At 35.6% G+C, this 17,103-nt stretch carries 16 protein-coding genes; 3 read left to right on the top strand and 13 right to left on the bottom strand.

Features of this window, described 5'->3' with window-relative positions; translation table 11 throughout:
- Window positions 1–4 precede the first annotated feature (4 nt).
- The 3 genes from lepB to MHH66_RS02385 all read right to left on the bottom strand — a co-directional run bounded on the left by lepB (window position 5) and on the right by MHH66_RS02385 (window position 2,582).
- On the bottom strand, window positions 5–541 hold the full coding sequence (gene lepB / locus MHH66_RS02395; RefSeq protein WP_002010249.1) for a signal peptidase I: 537 nt from the start codon (window positions 539–541) through the stop codon (window positions 5–7).
- 287 nt (window positions 542–828) lie between these two features.
- Window positions 829–1,509, bottom strand: a complete 681-nt coding sequence (locus MHH66_RS02390; protein ID WP_078185170.1) for a lysoplasmalogenase — start codon at window positions 1,507–1,509, stop codon at window positions 829–831.
- A gap of 122 nt (window positions 1,510–1,631) precedes the next feature.
- A complete protein-coding gene (locus MHH66_RS02385) occupies window positions 1,632–2,582 on the bottom strand; it encodes a DMT family transporter (RefSeq protein ID WP_078185169.1) in 951 nt (316 codons plus the stop codon).
- A 426-nt stretch (window positions 2,583–3,008) separates the two neighbouring features.
- On the opposite strand from MHH66_RS02385, the gene MHH66_RS02380 reads away from it, so the two are divergent.
- A complete protein-coding gene (locus MHH66_RS02380; RefSeq protein ID WP_078185168.1) occupies window positions 3,009–4,934 on the top strand; it encodes a heavy metal translocating P-type ATPase in 1,926 nt (641 codons plus the stop codon).
- Between the two features lie 185 nt (window positions 4,935–5,119).
- Here MHH66_RS02380 and MHH66_RS02375 read toward each other — a convergent pair whose 3' ends face one another.
- The 3 genes from MHH66_RS02375 to MHH66_RS02365 are packed head-to-tail and all read right to left on the bottom strand — an operon-like array spanning window position 5,120 to window position 7,029.
- Window positions 5,120–5,989, bottom strand: a complete 870-nt coding sequence (locus tag MHH66_RS02375; RefSeq protein ID WP_078185167.1) for a YihY/virulence factor BrkB family protein — start codon at window positions 5,987–5,989, stop codon at window positions 5,120–5,122.
- A 6-nt stretch (window positions 5,990–5,995) separates the two neighbouring features.
- A complete protein-coding gene (locus tag MHH66_RS02370; protein WP_002010240.1) occupies window positions 5,996–6,511 on the bottom strand; it encodes a DUF4075 domain-containing protein in 516 nt (171 codons plus the stop codon).
- A gap of 53 nt (window positions 6,512–6,564) precedes the next feature.
- Window positions 6,565–7,029: a low molecular weight protein-tyrosine-phosphatase gene (locus MHH66_RS02365; protein ID WP_002167009.1), complete on the bottom strand. Its 465-nt coding sequence runs from the start codon at window positions 7,027–7,029 to the stop codon at window positions 6,565–6,567.
- Between the two features lie 175 nt (window positions 7,030–7,204).
- On the opposite strand from MHH66_RS02365, the gene MHH66_RS02360 reads away from it, so the two are divergent.
- A complete protein-coding gene (locus tag MHH66_RS02360; RefSeq protein ID WP_002010236.1) occupies window positions 7,205–7,429 on the top strand; it encodes a DUF1128 domain-containing protein in 225 nt (74 codons plus the stop codon).
- A gap of 192 nt (window positions 7,430–7,621) precedes the next feature.
- Window positions 7,622–10,288, top strand: a complete 2,667-nt coding sequence (locus MHH66_RS02355) for a cation-translocating P-type ATPase (RefSeq protein ID WP_078185166.1) — start codon at window positions 7,622–7,624, stop codon at window positions 10,286–10,288.
- 34 nt (window positions 10,289–10,322) lie between these two features.
- Here the strand turns inward: MHH66_RS02355 and MHH66_RS02350 are convergent, their stop codons facing one another.
- From MHH66_RS02350 to MHH66_RS02320, 7 genes are all read right to left on the bottom strand, one after another.
- Window positions 10,323–11,405 carry a toxic anion resistance protein gene (locus MHH66_RS02350; RefSeq protein ID WP_078185165.1) on the bottom strand — a complete coding sequence of 361 codons (1,083 nt, stop codon included), beginning with the start codon at window positions 11,403–11,405 and terminating at the stop codon, window positions 10,323–10,325.
- A gap of 18 nt (window positions 11,406–11,423) precedes the next feature.
- Entirely contained in the window at window positions 11,424–13,055 is a 1,632-nt protein-coding gene (locus MHH66_RS02345) for a YceG family protein (protein WP_002140256.1), read from the bottom strand.
- A gap of 110 nt (window positions 13,056–13,165) precedes the next feature.
- The gene (locus MHH66_RS02340) at window positions 13,166–13,957 is read right to left on the bottom strand and encodes a TerC family protein (protein WP_002139507.1); all 792 of its coding nucleotides are present in this window, start codon (window positions 13,955–13,957) and stop codon (window positions 13,166–13,168) included.
- Window positions 13,958–14,030: 73 nt separating this feature from the next.
- A complete protein-coding gene (locus MHH66_RS02335) occupies window positions 14,031–14,609 on the bottom strand; it encodes a TerD family protein (protein WP_002010227.1) in 579 nt (192 codons plus the stop codon).
- Between the two features lie 80 nt (window positions 14,610–14,689).
- The gene (locus MHH66_RS02330) at window positions 14,690–15,274 is read right to left on the bottom strand and encodes a TerD family protein (RefSeq protein WP_002010225.1); all 585 of its coding nucleotides are present in this window, start codon (window positions 15,272–15,274) and stop codon (window positions 14,690–14,692) included.
- A gap of 26 nt (window positions 15,275–15,300) precedes the next feature.
- The gene (locus MHH66_RS02325) at window positions 15,301–15,897 is read right to left on the bottom strand and encodes a TerD family protein (protein ID WP_002091200.1); all 597 of its coding nucleotides are present in this window, start codon (window positions 15,895–15,897) and stop codon (window positions 15,301–15,303) included.
- A 128-nt stretch (window positions 15,898–16,025) separates the two neighbouring features.
- Window positions 16,026–16,904 (bottom strand): ROK family protein, encoded by an 879-nt coding sequence (locus MHH66_RS02320; protein WP_078185164.1) that lies wholly within the window; start codon window positions 16,902–16,904, stop codon window positions 16,026–16,028.
- Between the last annotated feature and the right edge of the window lie 199 nt (window positions 16,905–17,103).

Genomic DNA, 17,103 nt, shown 5'->3' with positions numbered 1-17,103 from the left:
ATTTTTAATCTACAATTTTCACATGTTCAAATGGATAATATATCGCCATGAACTTTCCTAATACTTCTGTTCTATCAATGAGCCCTAAGCCGTTCCTACTATCCCTACTAACTAAACGATTATCTCCCATCACAAAAATTTTATTTTTAGGAATTGTAATCGGTCCAAAATCTTCAGTTAAATTGATAAGTAATTTTTCTGCCTGTTTTTTATTATTCTTTAAATACTCTTCATTTTTCACTTGATGATTAACATATAATTGATCATTCTTCATCTCAATTACATCTCCTGGTAATCCAATAACTCTCTTCACGTAGAAATTATCTGTCTTCACGACAATAATATCCTCTCTCTCATAACTTTCAAATCTCTTTGCAAGTTTATTAATAATTACTTTATCTCCATCTTGTAACGTCGGCCTCATCGACGCTCCTTTTACAGTCGTAGGAAAAAACAAAAAGATTTTCGCCAAAAACACCAATAAACATGCAATTGCAATTATTTCAAAGAATTCACGCAAACGTTTTTTCTTTTGCATCATTCCACCATCTCATCATCTTTTTATTTTTATTATAAGTACTCCGACTAGTTAATTTCCACAAAATTCTGAATTATAACATTAGAATATTACAAATATAAAAATAATAATCTCTATAAATTTATTATTTTTATATACTATATTTCCCATCTGTCAAGCAGGATTCCCCTTATGAAATCCATACTTAGAAAGTATAAAATACTGCACAAATTAAACAAACAAATATAATAGCATAGCAATAAAAAAGATACTCTCAAAATAGTTTATCAACTATTTTTGAGAGTATCTTTTTATAATCCTACATATACAATACACATCTGCGCTGCGACATATGTAAACCAAATCCAAAGCGGTTCATACTTCAGTTTGCGCCCTCCGATATCTGTCACGCCGATAATAAAATCAGAAATCACAAACAGTAAACCACCAAGTGCTGGTATCCACCATATTCCTATATTCTCGTAATATAAGGCGAATGCAAAACATGCCATTCCTCCAACCCACAAACCGTAAATTAGAGCGCCTATTGTAAAAAGTTTGTCTTGTTTTTCATTTCGAATAAAGAAAAACCACCCTATAATTAGAAAGAGTCCGTATACGAGTAAACCGATCCAAAAACCATTCCATGAAATACCTGTTTGTAAAAATGCTTTCACATAGAAACAATGCGCAAGAGCGAAAGTAACCATTCCTCCAATTAATCGATGACCAATTGGAATTAATCCTGCCATAAATAAATCCCCTACAGTTGATAAAGTCATACCGAGTGCAACCCACGTACTGTACTCAACCGATGGATCTTGTAACCATATCCAAATTGCACTTCCTGTTAAAGAAAAACTAAGAATAAGACGAACCGCTAAAGGTAACGGCATATTATTTCTCGTTCTCTTCGTCTGTCCTATTGCATAAATTGCTCCCATTACAAAAAGAATAATTTGCCCGACTAACACAATGTAAAGTACATTCATAATATGTTCTCCTCAATAAATGCTTTTTCTATCTTTTTTTCGTTACATATAGCACGTTCTCCTTTTTCTATGTAAAAAAAAAGAACAATACTGTTCTTCCATTTTAATCGTTTTTCTGTTCTCTATGCTACTTGTTTTTCTTGCTCAACTTTCTTTTTAACCGGGTTACGATTTACTACAATAATTCCCGCTGCGACACATGCTAAACCAAATAGTACAAAGGAATGAATTGCTTCCCCTAAAATCAGGCTTGATAGTAGCACACCAAACACTGGTATAAAGAACATATACATCGAGACTTTCCCTACTTTGTTATACTTCATAATTGTATTCCATATACAGAATCCCGCTGCTGATAAGAACGATAAATATACGAGCATAAGTATTGCATGTAGATTAAATGCGAATGGCATCATTCCAACTTGAAATGCACCTATACATAGCAATCCAATTGATCCGAAAATCATCTGATATGCTGTCATATACCCAATATCTAATGTTTTACTACCTTCTTTCGCTAATATGTTTCCATACGAATACATCATGGCTGCCCCAAGAAGTAATAAGCTACCTATTCCAAAATGAAATGATAAACTTCCATCACTCGGTACATTCACTAAAATCACACCGCAAAAACCGATAGCTACTCCAATTATTTTTCGCCTATTTAGAGCATCATCTTTATATAAAAAGTGTGCGAGTAAAATTTGAAAGAATGATGATGTTCCTGAAATAATCGCTCCTTCAATTCCTGAGCTGTAACTCATTCCAATATAAAAACATATATATTGAAGAAAAGTTTGAAACAAGCCAATTTGAACTAACTGCTTTCCTGTTCCTTTTTTGAACTTCATATCTTTTCCTAACGCTTTAAAAAATAATAAGAGCATTACACCAGATAAGAAAAAGCGATAGCCAGCAAATAATATTTGTTCCCCGACTTCTTGCGGCTGAATTCCAAGTTCAGCATAGCTTAATTTAATAAAGGGAAATGCGCTTCCCCATAAAAATGTTGCTACTATCGCAGCAATAAACACGCCAATCGGATGGGTAAAAAATTTCTCTGTCTTCAACTTGATGTCTTCCTTTCCGACCTTTTTATGAACAATATTCATATATACCAAAGGAAATGCGAAAACACAAGTTTTCAGTTTATCCCGCTATTCGCCGGGCAGTAAAACTCCCACCTCCAAATTCGGCTGGGGCAAAGAAGTTAGGTGGGAGCCCTGTTGCCCGTAAAATCCTGATTGGCGAGGGCTAATAATCAGCGTGGGATGAACAAAACCACCACTAATTAAAGTTTCACCTTATACTAAAACAAAAACATATCATCTAAGAAAAACATATGCTATACTATAGAATAATTACAACATAATAACTATTAAAATCAGATTCAACAGAAATGCTGCTATCCATTATGGATGGCAGCTTTCGTCGTTTTATAGGGGTTTCGATTTTGATTCTTTTTCTCAATAAGAATTCGGAAGGAGCGAGTATTAATGAACGCAGAAGTAAAAACATTACAAGCACAAAAAGATATTTCTAATCCCTCTTTATGGGATACATTAAAGAAACATTATGAACTTATATTTGCAATCGCATCTGGTATTTTTATTTTAGCTGGTTGGTTATTCACAAAAAATGATGTAATAAGTGCAGGTATTACTTTATATATCCTTGCTTATGTAATTGGAGGATTTGCAAAAGCGAAAGAAGGTATTGAAGACACAATTGAAGAGAAAGAGCTAAATGTTGAAATGCTCATGATTTTTGCAGCTATCGGTGCCGCAGTTATTGGTTACTGGGCAGAGGGTGCTATTTTAATCTTCATCTTTGCATTAAGCGGAGCAATGGAATCTTATACATTAAGTAAAAGCCAAAAAGAAATTTCAGCGCTTCTTGATCTACAACCTGAAGAAGCATTACGTATTTCAAACGGAACTCCGGAACGTGTTCCAGTTGAACAATTACAAATTAACGATATTATTTTAATTAAGCCAGGTGAGCGTGTTCCTGCTGATGGCACTATTCATACTGGTGAAACAAATATTGATGAAGCTGCTATTACAGGAGAACCCATTCCGAATGAAAAAAAATTCGGCGATGAAGTATTTGCCGGCACTGTAAATTTACGTGGTGCTATTGAAGTTAAAATTACGAAGCCGAGCGATCAAACATTATTCCAAAAGATTATTCGTCTCGTTCAAAGTGCACAAAGCGAAAAATCCCCATCACAACTATTCATCGAAAAATTTGAAGGAACATACGTAAAAGGTGTACTACTTGTTGTTGCGCTTATGATGTTTGTTCCTCATTTCTTACTTGATTGGAGTTGGAATGAAACGTTTTATCGCGCGATGATTTTACTTGTAGTCGCTTCTCCTTGTGCGCTAGTTGCAGCCATTACACCGGCAACTTTATCAGCAATTTCAAACGGAGCGAGAAACGGTATTCTCTTTAAAGGTGGTATTCATTTAGAACGTCTAGCTTCAGTAAAGGCGATTGCCTTTGATAAAACAGGAACATTAACACAAGGAAAACCTACTGTAACAGATGTATATGTTCGAGAAGGCATAGCAGAAAGTGAAGTACTTTCTATTACAGCAGCGATTGAAAGTCACTCTACACATCCTTTAGCAGAAGCGATTGTTAAATATGCAAAACATGCTTACGACATTACGATAAAAAAACCAGAAAACGTTGAAGATGTAACTGGTTTTGGATTAAAAGGAATATTAGAAAACAAATCTTACAAAATTGGTAAAGCTGATTTTATCGGGGAAGAAACAAAGACATTTCATAATGGTATTTCTACCTCCCTCGAAAAAAAAGGTAAAACTGTCGTTTATATAAGTGATGAAGATGGTATTCTTGGACTTATCGCTTTAAAAGATACACTCCGTCAAGAAACAATTGCTGCTATTCGCGATTTACAAAGCATTGGTGTGGAAGCAATCATGATTACTGGCGATAATGAAGAAACCGCAAAAGCCATTGCTGCTGAAAGCAATATAAAAGAGTATTATGCATCCTGTTTACCAGAAACAAAAGTTGAAACGATTAAAAAGTTAAAAGAAAAATACGGTACAGTAGCAATGGTCGGAGATGGTATAAATGATGCACCTGCGCTCGCTACTGCTAGCATTGGTGTTGCAATGGGTGAAGGAACAGACGTAGCTTTAGAAACTGCAGACGTTGTACTGATGAAGAACGAATTGTCTCGACTTTCCCAAGCCATTCGTTTATCAAAACGAATGAACCGTATTGTAAAGCAAAATGTAGTATTTTCTCTAGCTGTAATTGCACTGCTAATCTGTTCAAACTTCTTGCAATTTTTAGCTCTTCCATTTGGTGTTATTGGGCATGAGGGAAGTACAATTCTTGTCATTTTAAACGGGTTACGATTATTAAAAGGAAACAAATAAAAACGGGTCCCTCATAGAGGACCCGCTTTTTTTAATGGTAGCTATTATGCCCGTTCGCACTACTACTCGTTTTATGCTTCGGATGCGAACTGCTCTTTTGTTTATTGTTGTTTTTATTATTGTGGTTCTTTTTATTATTACTCATGAAATATCCCCCCTGTTCCTTTTTATTATGGAACAAGAGCTCATTTTTCATTACGGGAATTATTGTCACCCGTTCTATAGTGATGGAGTAGACCATTAATTTCACCGCCAAGTAAAATTACCCATCCAGTTAAGTAAAACCATAACATTAAAATAATAATTCCACCGAGACCACCATATGTATTGGCGTAATTCGCAAATTTATCTACATAATAAGCAAATGAGTACGATACCACAATCCATCCTACAGTAGCAAATAACGCTCCTGAAATGACTTCTCTTCTTTTTAATTTCCGATCTGGTGCAAACGTATATAAAAAACTAAACAAGGCAAATAGTACGAAGAAACTCGCTACTAACCGTGTAATACTCCACACGTAAGAAAAACTATCTGATAAACCGAGCGCTTTAAACACCGCTGCTCCAATAACTTGTCCGAATACCGGGACAATTAACGCAAAGACAATCATAAAAATGATAGCTAATGTAAACACAATTGATAACGCTCTTGTTTTAATAAAAGATCGTGTTTCTTTCACATCATAGGCGCGGTTAAAAGCGTTCATAACCGCATTCACCCCGTTTGAAGCAAACCATAACATCGATAGTAAACCGAATGATAATAAACCACCATTTTGCTGATTTACAACTTTATCTACGTTTACTTCAATTAAGTTCATCGCATCATCTGGTACATAAACCTCTAATAAACTAAGCACATCCTCTGTTTGAATGGGAATAAATCCAAGAAGCGTAATTAAGAAAACGAGCCCAGGAAAAATTGCAAGCAAGAAGAAATAAGCGAGCTGTGCTGCCAAGCCCGCTACATCATCGCGCATTGTCCGGTCATATAAATCTTTTCCAAACGAATAAGTGCGATTTCTTCTCACCTTTTCTAAAATTTTTCTCATATATGTTTAAACGCTTTTCTTCTCTTCTTTATCTTGCTTTAACTCAATGTACGCTTCAGTTTTTTTTTCCTCTGCATTTGAGTCTTTCATAAATAATTCACGCGCTTCTTTCATACCGCCATCTTCAGCAACTACCGGCTCTTCTTCTGCTTTAAGCTCATCTACCTTTGGAGATACAGCTTGAATTTCAATCGTTTCTGGCTTTTCTTCTCGCTCAACTTTTCTCTTACTAAAAATTTCTTTCGTTTCTTTTAACGTTTCTACAACAGACGGCGTCAATTTTTTAATTTCTGCTACTTTCGCTTTCACTACATTGAAATCAGCAAGCTCGCGTCCTTTATCTGTAACAGTTTGCACTTTTTCTTTGATTTTCGCATTTTCACCAATTTCAATCATCTTTGTTTTTGCTTTTTCTGCCGTATTTTTTACTTTTTCACGGTTTTCTTTCTTTAACATAGATACAGCTACCCCTGCAGCTACACCAATCGCAATGTTTCGAGCAATATTATTTTTCTTTGCCATATTCCTTCACCCTTTCATTTCTTATATTAGAAAGTATTACTTTCTAAGCTTCCTCATATTCCTTGTTCATTTCGAATGAAAGCTACTAGCTTTGCACACCCTTCTGTTACAAGGTCATACACTTCTTGAAAGTTCCCTGTATAGTAAGGGTCAGGAACGTCTGTCCAGCCACCGTCTGGACCAAAATCGGACAGCCTACCAATATAGCCTCCAGTTTTACCTAAACTTTTTAAATCCGCTATATTCTTGTTGTCCATGGCAATAATATAATCAAACTTTGTTAAGTCTTCTTTTTCTACTTGCCTTGCTTTAATTCCTTCAAAAGCGACTTCATTTTCTTTTAAAATTTTTTGTGTTCCTTTATGTGGTGGATGACCAATATGCCAATCTCCAGTTCCTGCAGAATCAATGACAATTTTCTCTTCGAGTCCCTCTTTTACGACAAAATCTCGAAAAATTGCTTCTGCCATTGGAGAACGACAAATATTCCCAAGACAAACAAACAATACTCGGACCATATTTTTGTCTCTTCCCTTCTTGGTGCATTTCTTAATATATATCTATAGTATAAGCAACCAATTATTAATTATAAAGGAAATCCCTACTAATTTAATAGGATTGAAAAGTTTCATTAACGAAAATGATAAAAAAATGTTAAGATAACCTTATGTTATTTTAAAGGGGGACACTTCGGTGGATTTATCCGTAAAATCAGAAGCAAACGTTGAATATATGGTAGAAGCTATTAAAGAAAAATTACGCATGGTTAATGCTGGAGCAATGAGAGCTGCTAGTTTTAACGAAGAAATGTACGAGGACTTACGTGACATTTATGAGCACGTTATGAAACGTGAAACATTCAGTATTAGTGAAATGCAAGCTATTACTGAGGAATTAGGTACATTAATTAAAAAATGACAAAGAGCCTCACGTATTCGAGGCTCTTTTAATTTCAACAAATTCATGACAACTCTTCTCTTTTCCTCCTCACATTCTAAATTACTGTACAATGAAAGTAGAACCTCACCTTAGATTTTTTCTCCATACATACTACTCTAAAAAAATTGCCACACTACCATTGCTAACTGTTTTTACTGGAGGTGCTTACTTATGAGCAATTGGTACAGTAAGACGAAAAATCAAACATTAATCGACCTAGAAACAAATGAACAACACGGTTTAACAGATAAAATCGTAAATGAACGTTTAAAGCAATATGGTTCTAATGAATTAGCTACCAAACAAAAACGTACTTTATGGCAGCGCGTTTTCGCCCAAATTAATGACGTCCTCGTGTATGTCCTTATTATCGCTTCCCTTATTTCCGCCTTTGTAGGTGAATGGGCCGATGCAAGTATTATCGCGCTCGTTGTAGTTTTAAATGCTGTTATCGGTGTAATCCAAGAATCGAAAGCGGAACAGGCTTTAGAAGCATTGAAAAAGATGGCAACACCTAAAGCTATCGTAAAGCGAGATGGTGAACTAAAAGAGATTCCATCTGAGCACGTCGTTCCAGGTGATATCGTTATGCTTGATGCTGGGCGTTATATCCCCTGCGATTTACGACTTATCGAAACTGCGAATTTAAAAATTGAAGAATCTGCTCTAACTGGTGAATCTGTCCCTGTCGATAAAGATGCAGTCTACCACCCTTCCATGCAAAATGATGAGCAAGTACCATTAGGTGATCAAAAAAACATGGCCTTTATGTCGACGTTAGTAACATACGGACGTGGCGTCGGTGTTGCTGTTGAAACTGGGATGAACTCACAAATTGGCAAGATCGCTACCCTTTTACATGAAGCAGACGATGATATGACACCACTTCAAAAAAGCTTAGCACAAGTAGGAAAGTATTTAGGATTTGTCGCTGTAGCTATTTGCACTACTATGTTTCTCATCGGTTTTTTACAGGGCCGGGATACGTTAGAAATGTTTATGACCGCAATTAGTTTAGCTGTTGCAGCCATTCCAGAAGGCTTACCAGCTATCGTTTCCATCGTTCTTGCAATTGGTGTTCAGCGTATGATTAAACAAAACGTTATCATTCGTAAACTACCCGCTGTTGAAGCTCTCGGTTCTGTCACAATTATTTGTTCAGATAAAACAGGTACATTAACTCAAAATAAAATGACCGTTACTCACTTTTATAGTGATCGCACATACGACCAGCTAGAAAATTTGAATGTAAATAATGATGCACACCGTCTATTATTAGAAAATATGGTTTTATGCAACGATGCCTCTTACGGTGCCGACTCACAAACAGGGGATCCTACAGAAATTGCCCTTCTTGTTGCCGGAAGCTCTTTTAACATTCAAAAAGATCATTTAGAAAATAAACATGAACGTGTTAACGAATTGCCTTTCGATTCTGATCGTAAAATGATGTCAACTGTACATACGTACGATGAAGGCTACTATAGCATGACGAAAGGTGCTATTGATAAACTTTTACCTCACTGTACCCATATCTTTATAAATAATAAACTTGAGGTCCTAAAAGATTCTGATAAAAATCAAATATTAGAAGCTGCCGGGTCAATGTCGCAAGAAGCCTTAAGAGTACTTTCATTCGCATATAAACGATACGATTTAAACGATATGGATATAAATCATCTCGAAGAAAATCTCATCTTTATCGGTCTTGTCGGTATGATTGATCCACCACGTACAGAAGTAAAAGATTCAATTACAGAATGTAAAAAGGCTGGTATTCGCACAGTTATGATTACGGGTGATCATAAGGATACCGCCTTTGCAATTGCCAAAGAACTTGGCATTGCTGAAGAAATATCTGAAATCATGATTGGAACTGAATTAGATAACATTCCAGATACAGAACTAGCAAGTAAAATTAATCACTTAAATGTATTCGCTAGGGTCTCTCCAGAACATAAAGTGAAGATTATAAAAGCATTACGTGCTAAAGGAAATATCGTTTCCATGACTGGTGACGGTGTAAATGATGCTCCATCTTTAAAACAAGCAGATGTTGGAGTAGCAATGGGAATTACAGGAACAGATGTCGCAAAAGGCGCAGCAGATGTAGTTTTAACAGACGATAACTTCTCATCTATTGTGAAAGCTGTTGAAGAAGGAAGAAATATTTATCGTAATATTAAAAAGTCTATTCTCTTCCTACTCTCTTGTAACTTCGGCGAAATTATAGCTCTCTTTTTAGCTATTTTACTCGGCTGGGCAACACCACTACGCCCTATTCACATTTTGTGGGTAAATTTGATTACAGATACACTACCTGCATTATCACTCGGTGTTGATCCTGAAGATCCAGATGTGATGAAGGAAAAACCACGACATGCGAAAGAAAGCTTATTTAGCGGCAGCGTTCCTTTTCTTATTTTCAATGGGGTTGTAATTGGACTTCTTACTTTAACAGCCTTTATCGTTGGGGCAAAGCTCTATACAGGAGATACAAATTTATTTCCTCTCTTCCCAGATCAAATTGATGAAGACGCTCTATTACACGCCCAAACGATGGCATTTGTCGTTCTTAGTTTCTCTCAACTCGTTCATTCATTTAACTTACGTTCAAGAACGAAATCAATTTTTTCAATTGGGATATTTACAAATAAATATTTAGTCTTCTCACTTCTAATCGGTGTTCTTATGCAAGTGTGTATCATCTCCATCCCACCTCTTGCCAATATATTTGGTGTGCATGCATTAACAATGCGAGATTGGGGATTTGTTCTCTTGTTAAGTATCATTCCGCTTGTTGTGAATGAAATCATTAAATTAGTTAAGAGGAACTAAAAGGCAATGAGGACTGTTCCTCATTGCCTTTTCTTTATCCTTGTAATTCTTTTTTGATGTTCTCTGTTAATGTAGCCATGCGCTTGCGGCTTTCTTCACGCTCACGTTTATTTTGCTCTTCAATTTGTTGTGTTTCTTGCATACCTCTTGAAATAATGTTCCAAGTTTCCTCAAGTGTTTCCATCTTAATACTAGAAGAACCTGATAATCTCGCTACTTCCACACTTTGAGTTGCGATATTTTGTGCATTTTTCTTAAGTAATTCATTTGTACGGCGATCAAGTTCAGCCATAGAGTCCGCAACAAGCTTTTGACGTTTCGCATTTACCGCTTGAATGATACCATTTTTAAAGATAGGAATCGTTGTAATAAATGCCGTATTGATTTTACCGATTAATTTATTGTTACCCCGTTGAATCATACGAATTTGTGGTGCTGTTAATAGAGCAACCATACGTGCTTTTTCTAAATCATCAATACGTTGTTCTAAAATTTCAACAGAGTTTTTAAGCGATTCTAATTCAATACCCGCTAACTGATCATTATTACGTATGCGCTCTTCGTACATCGGAACTAACTCTGTATTTAAACGCTCTAATAACATTTCCCCTGCTACTACGTATTTTCCTAAGTCTAAATAATACTTTAAGTTTTGCTCATATAAACCATCTAACGTACCAATTGATTTTTTCATTTCATCTTGATACTTCGTAATTTCTACGTATACTTTATCCATTTCGCGACCCATCGTCTGATACTTACTAAAGATTTGTTCAATCATTTTATCTGCTTTTTTGAACATACGTGAGAAGAAACCACTTTTCTCTTCCGCAAAGTCTTTACTATCAAATCTGTCCATAATTTTACCAAGCTGCTTTAATAATTCACCAGAGTCTTCTACTTTCGATAAAGACATTGTATGTAAAATTTGATCAGCGAAACGTGAAATTTCCATAGAAGGTTCTTTTCCGAGTTCAATTAATTCTAATTGATCTTTAATGTCTACTGCGTTATAAATACGTTGCACTTCTGCATCTTGTCTAAGTTGCAAGCGAACATCTTGTGCGGTTTGCTCATTCAATTCTGTTTTCGAATCTAGTACGACTGGGTTATTCATATGGTATTCTCCCTTTCCTTATAAAAATGGACGAAATAGTCCTTTTATTGTTTGTGATAAATTTTTATAGGCTGATGAACCATGAAATTCAAGATCGAAATTAACTTCTTCAAGCCAATGTGAATCAAATGCTCCTGATTCAATATACGGTTCAATATCGTTTCTCCCCGTTGGATTAAAGTGGAATACATCTACTCCAATTTGATTTAAAAATAGTAATAACACAGCATCAGAACGACTTAATTCTCCGCTCTTCTCATTATTAAATATAACAATTTTCGGTACTTCTTGCGAATAATCAAATTTCTCAAGCTGCTCTAAAATGTTCGGTGGTATTTGAGAGAGTTGTGCGAAAACATACAGCGCTACATCTTGTTTCGTCTCTTTCGCAATTGGTTTACACATTTCACTTTCACACGTATGGATCATTGCTTCTGCAATACCATGTTGTAACCCTTCTGGTAAACGCTTATGCGGCCACCAATGGCTGTTCATAATTAAATCCGGATGTAACTTCCCCCCGCGGTCCAATGCATCTCGATAATGATATTGGAAATTCGCTTTTTGTTCTTTCGTAAACGGGAAGGTATTAATTAATAAACTGTTATCAAACGATGTAACAGCCTTTAGTCGCTGAAAATATTCTTTATCATTCTTTGAAACACCTGATATTTTTGCAAATAAAGAAGGAATATAAATATGCTTATTTTCAACAAAGAATGTTGGGCGTACAAATGCCTTTTCTTTCGTAATTAAAAAGAGTTCATCGTACGTCGTTTTGAGCGTACGGGCTACAGGTGTATACGAACGGAATTGCCACGGTTTGTATAATAATGAATTATCGTGGTGAAGTACTTGCTCGATTTCTTTTGAAGCTTGATAAGCTACCGTTGCGACGCGTTCACGACGCCGATCAGGAAATGGTTCCAATGAAATACGGCCTGAATGAGATACGACAAATGTCTTTCCTTCCTCATCTACACTCTCAAATCCATCTTTTCCTTCTGGGTGATAATAAAGCACATCACAGCCGAGCATAATAAGAAAGTATAAGAAATATATACGACTCTCCGTCGCATCACCGTACCAAACGATACGTGGCATTTGTTTCTTATAATTAATCGTAGAGAACCACTTCGCTACGTAATTTTCACTTAATTTAATCATATCGATTAAGAAACGCCGGAATCCTTCTGTTTTTAAAGATTGATTATGTTGTTTCTCATACAATTTCAATACAGAAATAAACGTCGTATGTATATAATGCTGTAAATCAGGATTGTCTACTTGCGGTAATAGTTGTTTTCCAGACAGATGGGCGACAAGCCTATTTACTGTAAGGCCATTCGGTGCTTCTTGATGCAATGTAAAAACCTCTTGAATATGGCGCAGTTTTTCGGGATCAATCACCTTATTTAAATTTTGTTCATGCAAAACCACGATCCCTTTCACTTCGCTATAATCAAATAGCTCATTGAAATATTCATCTACATCATTAGGAACACCAAGAATACGAGTTGCTATATAACTAAACTTCATCTCATTCTCTGTCAGTTCATATTGTGGGCGTTTTTCTAAAAGCGCTTCAAATTGCTTTAAATCTGATTCGTCTTTTAATGCACATGGTTGAAGTGTAAAACGTGAAAACACAACAGTTCACCTCCAAAAACATTTACTTTTTTTATAAAGTCTCTCTTCTATTATAAACTATTTTTAGTTATAAAAAATGGGCGCTCGCATAACGAGCAAACCCATTTCAATTATTTATGTTCATTTTTAGTAGCTGCAACTTCCTCTTTAGCTTGCCCAGAATTCTTCATGTAGTGAAGTATAAATGTTGCTCCAAACGCTATAACTAAAATAATAAAGAACAGCATATGACTTACTTCAATATGAACGACAGACAGTAGCATTTTTGCTGCAATAATTAAGATTAAAATATATGCTGTCGTTTCAAGTTCTGGAATACGCTCTAACAATTTTAAGAATACGCCAGCGATACCGCGCATCATTAAAATACCGAGCATTCCACCTAATAGTAAAATCCAAACTTCATTCGATACACCAAATGCAGCAAGTACACTATCTACAGAGAACGCAATATCCATTAACTCAACCATCGCAACCGTTCCCCAGAAGACACCAAACATTCTGAAGAGAATACTATTTTGGTTCATACCATGAGCTTCCTCTTCTTCTGCATTACCTTTTCGTTTATCAATGAAGTATTTAATTGATAGCCAAGCTAAGTAAAGTGCACCTAACACTTTTACCCATGCTAATTTAATTAAGAACATTCCGATTCCAATTGCAATAAAACGGAATACATAAGCTCCAATAAGTCCATAGAATAATGCTTTTTTTCGTTTTTCTTCTGGAAGATGTTTTACCATTACCGCTAACACAAGTGCATTGTCAGCAGATAATAACCCTTCAAGTACAACAAGTGTACCTATTAACCCCCAAGATACTGGATCTTGTAACACTTTAATCCACATGTCCAAGTCGAAAAACTGAGCATACGTATCAAGGATTCCTTGCAAAATACTCATCTTACCTTTATCCCCTATTCTTTGCTAGATTTATAGAAAGGTCAAAAAAAGGAAACGAATACCGTTTCCCTTCTTATGCATCCAAGCCATACGCTCTTACAAGCGCACCTAATCCACCTTGGAATCCACTTCCTACTGCACTAAACTTCCACTGTCCATTATGACGATATAATTCACAAAAGACAACTGCTGTTTCAATGGAGAAATCTTCCCCTAAATCAAAACGAAGAACTTCTTCGTTTGTTTCTTCATTTGCTAAACGAACGAATGCATTTGCAACCTGTCCAAAGTTTTGATTACGGCCTTCACCATCATAAATTGTAACTGTAATAGCAATTTTATGAACATCTGCTGGAACCTTTTTCAAATCGACAACAAGTTGCTCATCATCACCGTCACCTGCACCTGTACGGTTATCTCCTGTATGTAAAACTGATTCACAAGGAGACTGTAAATTATTATAGAAAATAAAATCAGTTTCCTTCGTACATTTCCCGTTCGCATCTAATAAAAAGGCAGATGCATCTAAATCGAAATCAGATCCACCATCATAAGATTTAATATCCCATCCTAGACCAATTACTGCTCTTGATAAACCTGGGCTTGTTTTAGCTAAATCAATTTTCTGCCCTTTTTGCAATTGAATAACCATATATATTCACCTCTATATCTTAATTTTTAAAAATATATCCATCAGTAAATATGCGTTTCACTGATGGATATATAAATCTATTACTCTACATCTAAACCAAAGTTATTACATAGAGAACCTAATCCACCTTGGAATCCACTTCCGATTGCATTGAATTTCCATTCACCTGCGTGACGGTATAATTCGCTTACTACTACAGCTGTTTCAATAGAGAAATCTTCTCCTAAATCATAACGAATTAATTCTGCATTCTTTTCTTCATCCATAATACGTACGAAAGAATTAGAAACTTGTCCGAAGTTTTGGCTGCGGCCTTCTCCATCATAAATTGTAATTGTGAAACAAATGCGCTCAATGTTAGCAGGAACATTTTTTAAGTCTATTTTAATTGTTTCATCGTCGCCTTCACCTTCACCTGTACGGTTATCTCCTAAATGCTCTACAGCACCATTCGCACCTTTTGGATTATTATAGAAGACGAAATCCTCTGCACCTGAAACTTTACCGTTAGCACCTACTAAGAAGATACTAACATCTAAATCGAAATCATTTTGTCCGTCATAACGATTCGTATCCCAACCAAGTCCTACAAGAACTTTCGAAAGACCTGGATTTGTTTTTGTTAAGTCTACCTTTTGTCCTTTTTTCAATGAAATAGATGCCATATTATACTATTCCTCCTTGGTTTATTTTATTGGTAACGTGATACAATCTCACTTAAGTTTTTATCTTGTGTTCCTTCTCCCACTGCTGAAAACTTCCATTCGTTTCCGTGTCGGTACATTTCACCTGCAATTAAAGTCATTTTGCCAGCATAATTATCTGACAAGTTATAACGCGCTAATTCTTCACCTGTTTGTGGGTTTTGAATACGAATATATGCATTGCGAATCATCCCAAAGTCTTGACGACGATTTACACAGTCATAAATATTTACAACGAATACTAAACGATTAATACGGCTCGGAACTTTATGTAATTCTACGAAAATTGTTTCGTCGTCACCAGCGCCTTCACCTGTTAAATTATCTCCTGAATGAATAATACTACCACAAGTAGAAAGTTTGTTGCCGAAGTACACTAGATCATTTTTGTTTAAAAAACGATCCCCTTCTAACATAACGACAGATGCATCACAATCTACACTTGGTTTACTTCCAAATAAAGAAGACAGAAACCCACCTGATTGCCCAATTGGATCCCAGCCTAAGCCAACCTGTAGTTTCGCTACTCTCGGTTGTCCTTTCGTTAAATCAATCTTTTGTCCTTTTTCTAAAATAATAGGCATGAAGTTTCTTCCTTTCTACAAAGCATTTTCCAACTCGGAAAACATTGTATTCTTCTCTTATATTGTAGCATTATTTATCTAATGAGAAAAAGGATAAATTCTCAATTATATGAAAACAGATACTATATTTATTTATACTGATGTAATAAGTGGTAAATAGAGCCAATCATTCCTGCACAATTACCGCTTTGCGCAAGTTTAATCTCACAATTACTATAAATCTCTTGATTTAAGTATGTTCCTATCTCTTCCTTCACTTCATTTAAGAAATCATCTCCTCTTTCAGTAATTCCCCCACCAATAATAATCATTTTCGGATTAAAAATATAAGCAAGATTGCTAATACCAATCGCCAAATGTTTAAAGAAAATCTTCACGGCTTGAGTAACACCGCTATCACCCTTATCATATAATTCGAAAATTGTTTTACCATCCCATTCCTTTTTACCTTTATATCTTCGTACGAGATGAATTAATCCCGAAATTGAGGCAACCTCCTCAAAAGTTTTCCCTTCTATTAACATGTTCCCCCATTCCCCAGCGCCAAACGAATGTCCACGGTATAACTCTCCATTTATAACAATTGCTCCACCAATGCCCGTTCCAAGCGTAAGCATAATAAAATCGCTTTCTCCCCTCCCTGTACCTTTCCATTTCTCGCCTAAGGCTGCACAATTAACATCATTTTCAATAGATACAGGAACTTTTAATACTTCTTGCAATCTCTCAACAATAGAAATATTAGCATAACGCGGAATATGATCCACACCTCCCGTTATAACTCCTTTATCAATATCAACAATTCCCGCTGTACTAATACCAATTCCGGAAATAGTATGTTCAGTCATTAACTTTTTTGATAAACCTATAAGTTTTTGAACAATTTGTTCCCCGCCCAAGTGAATTTCTGTTGGGACCTTTTTATGTATTAGTACTACCCCTATTTCTGAAACAATTCCATATTTAATTTGCGTACCACCAATATCAAATGCAATATATTCTTTCATCCGTTGCCACTTCCTCTACTGTTATGAGTGTAAATTCTCCATCACTCTACTATTTGCAAGGAATTTACATTAACTCTTTTCTCCCTTTAGAAATACACCACCTTTTTCTATATATAGTTTTTTTTGCATAAAACTCTTTTTCCTATGAAATATTACAAAGGGGTGTATTTTAGATGGAACAATAATTTTTTCTTCAGGA

This window comes from Bacillus sp. FSL H8-0492 (assembly GCF_038006145.1).
GTDB lineage: Bacteria > Bacillota > Bacilli > Bacillales > Bacillaceae_G > Bacillus_A > Bacillus_A mycoides.
Note: the sequence above shows the minus strand (reverse complement) of the source record. Positions and strands in the feature narration are given on the sequence as shown.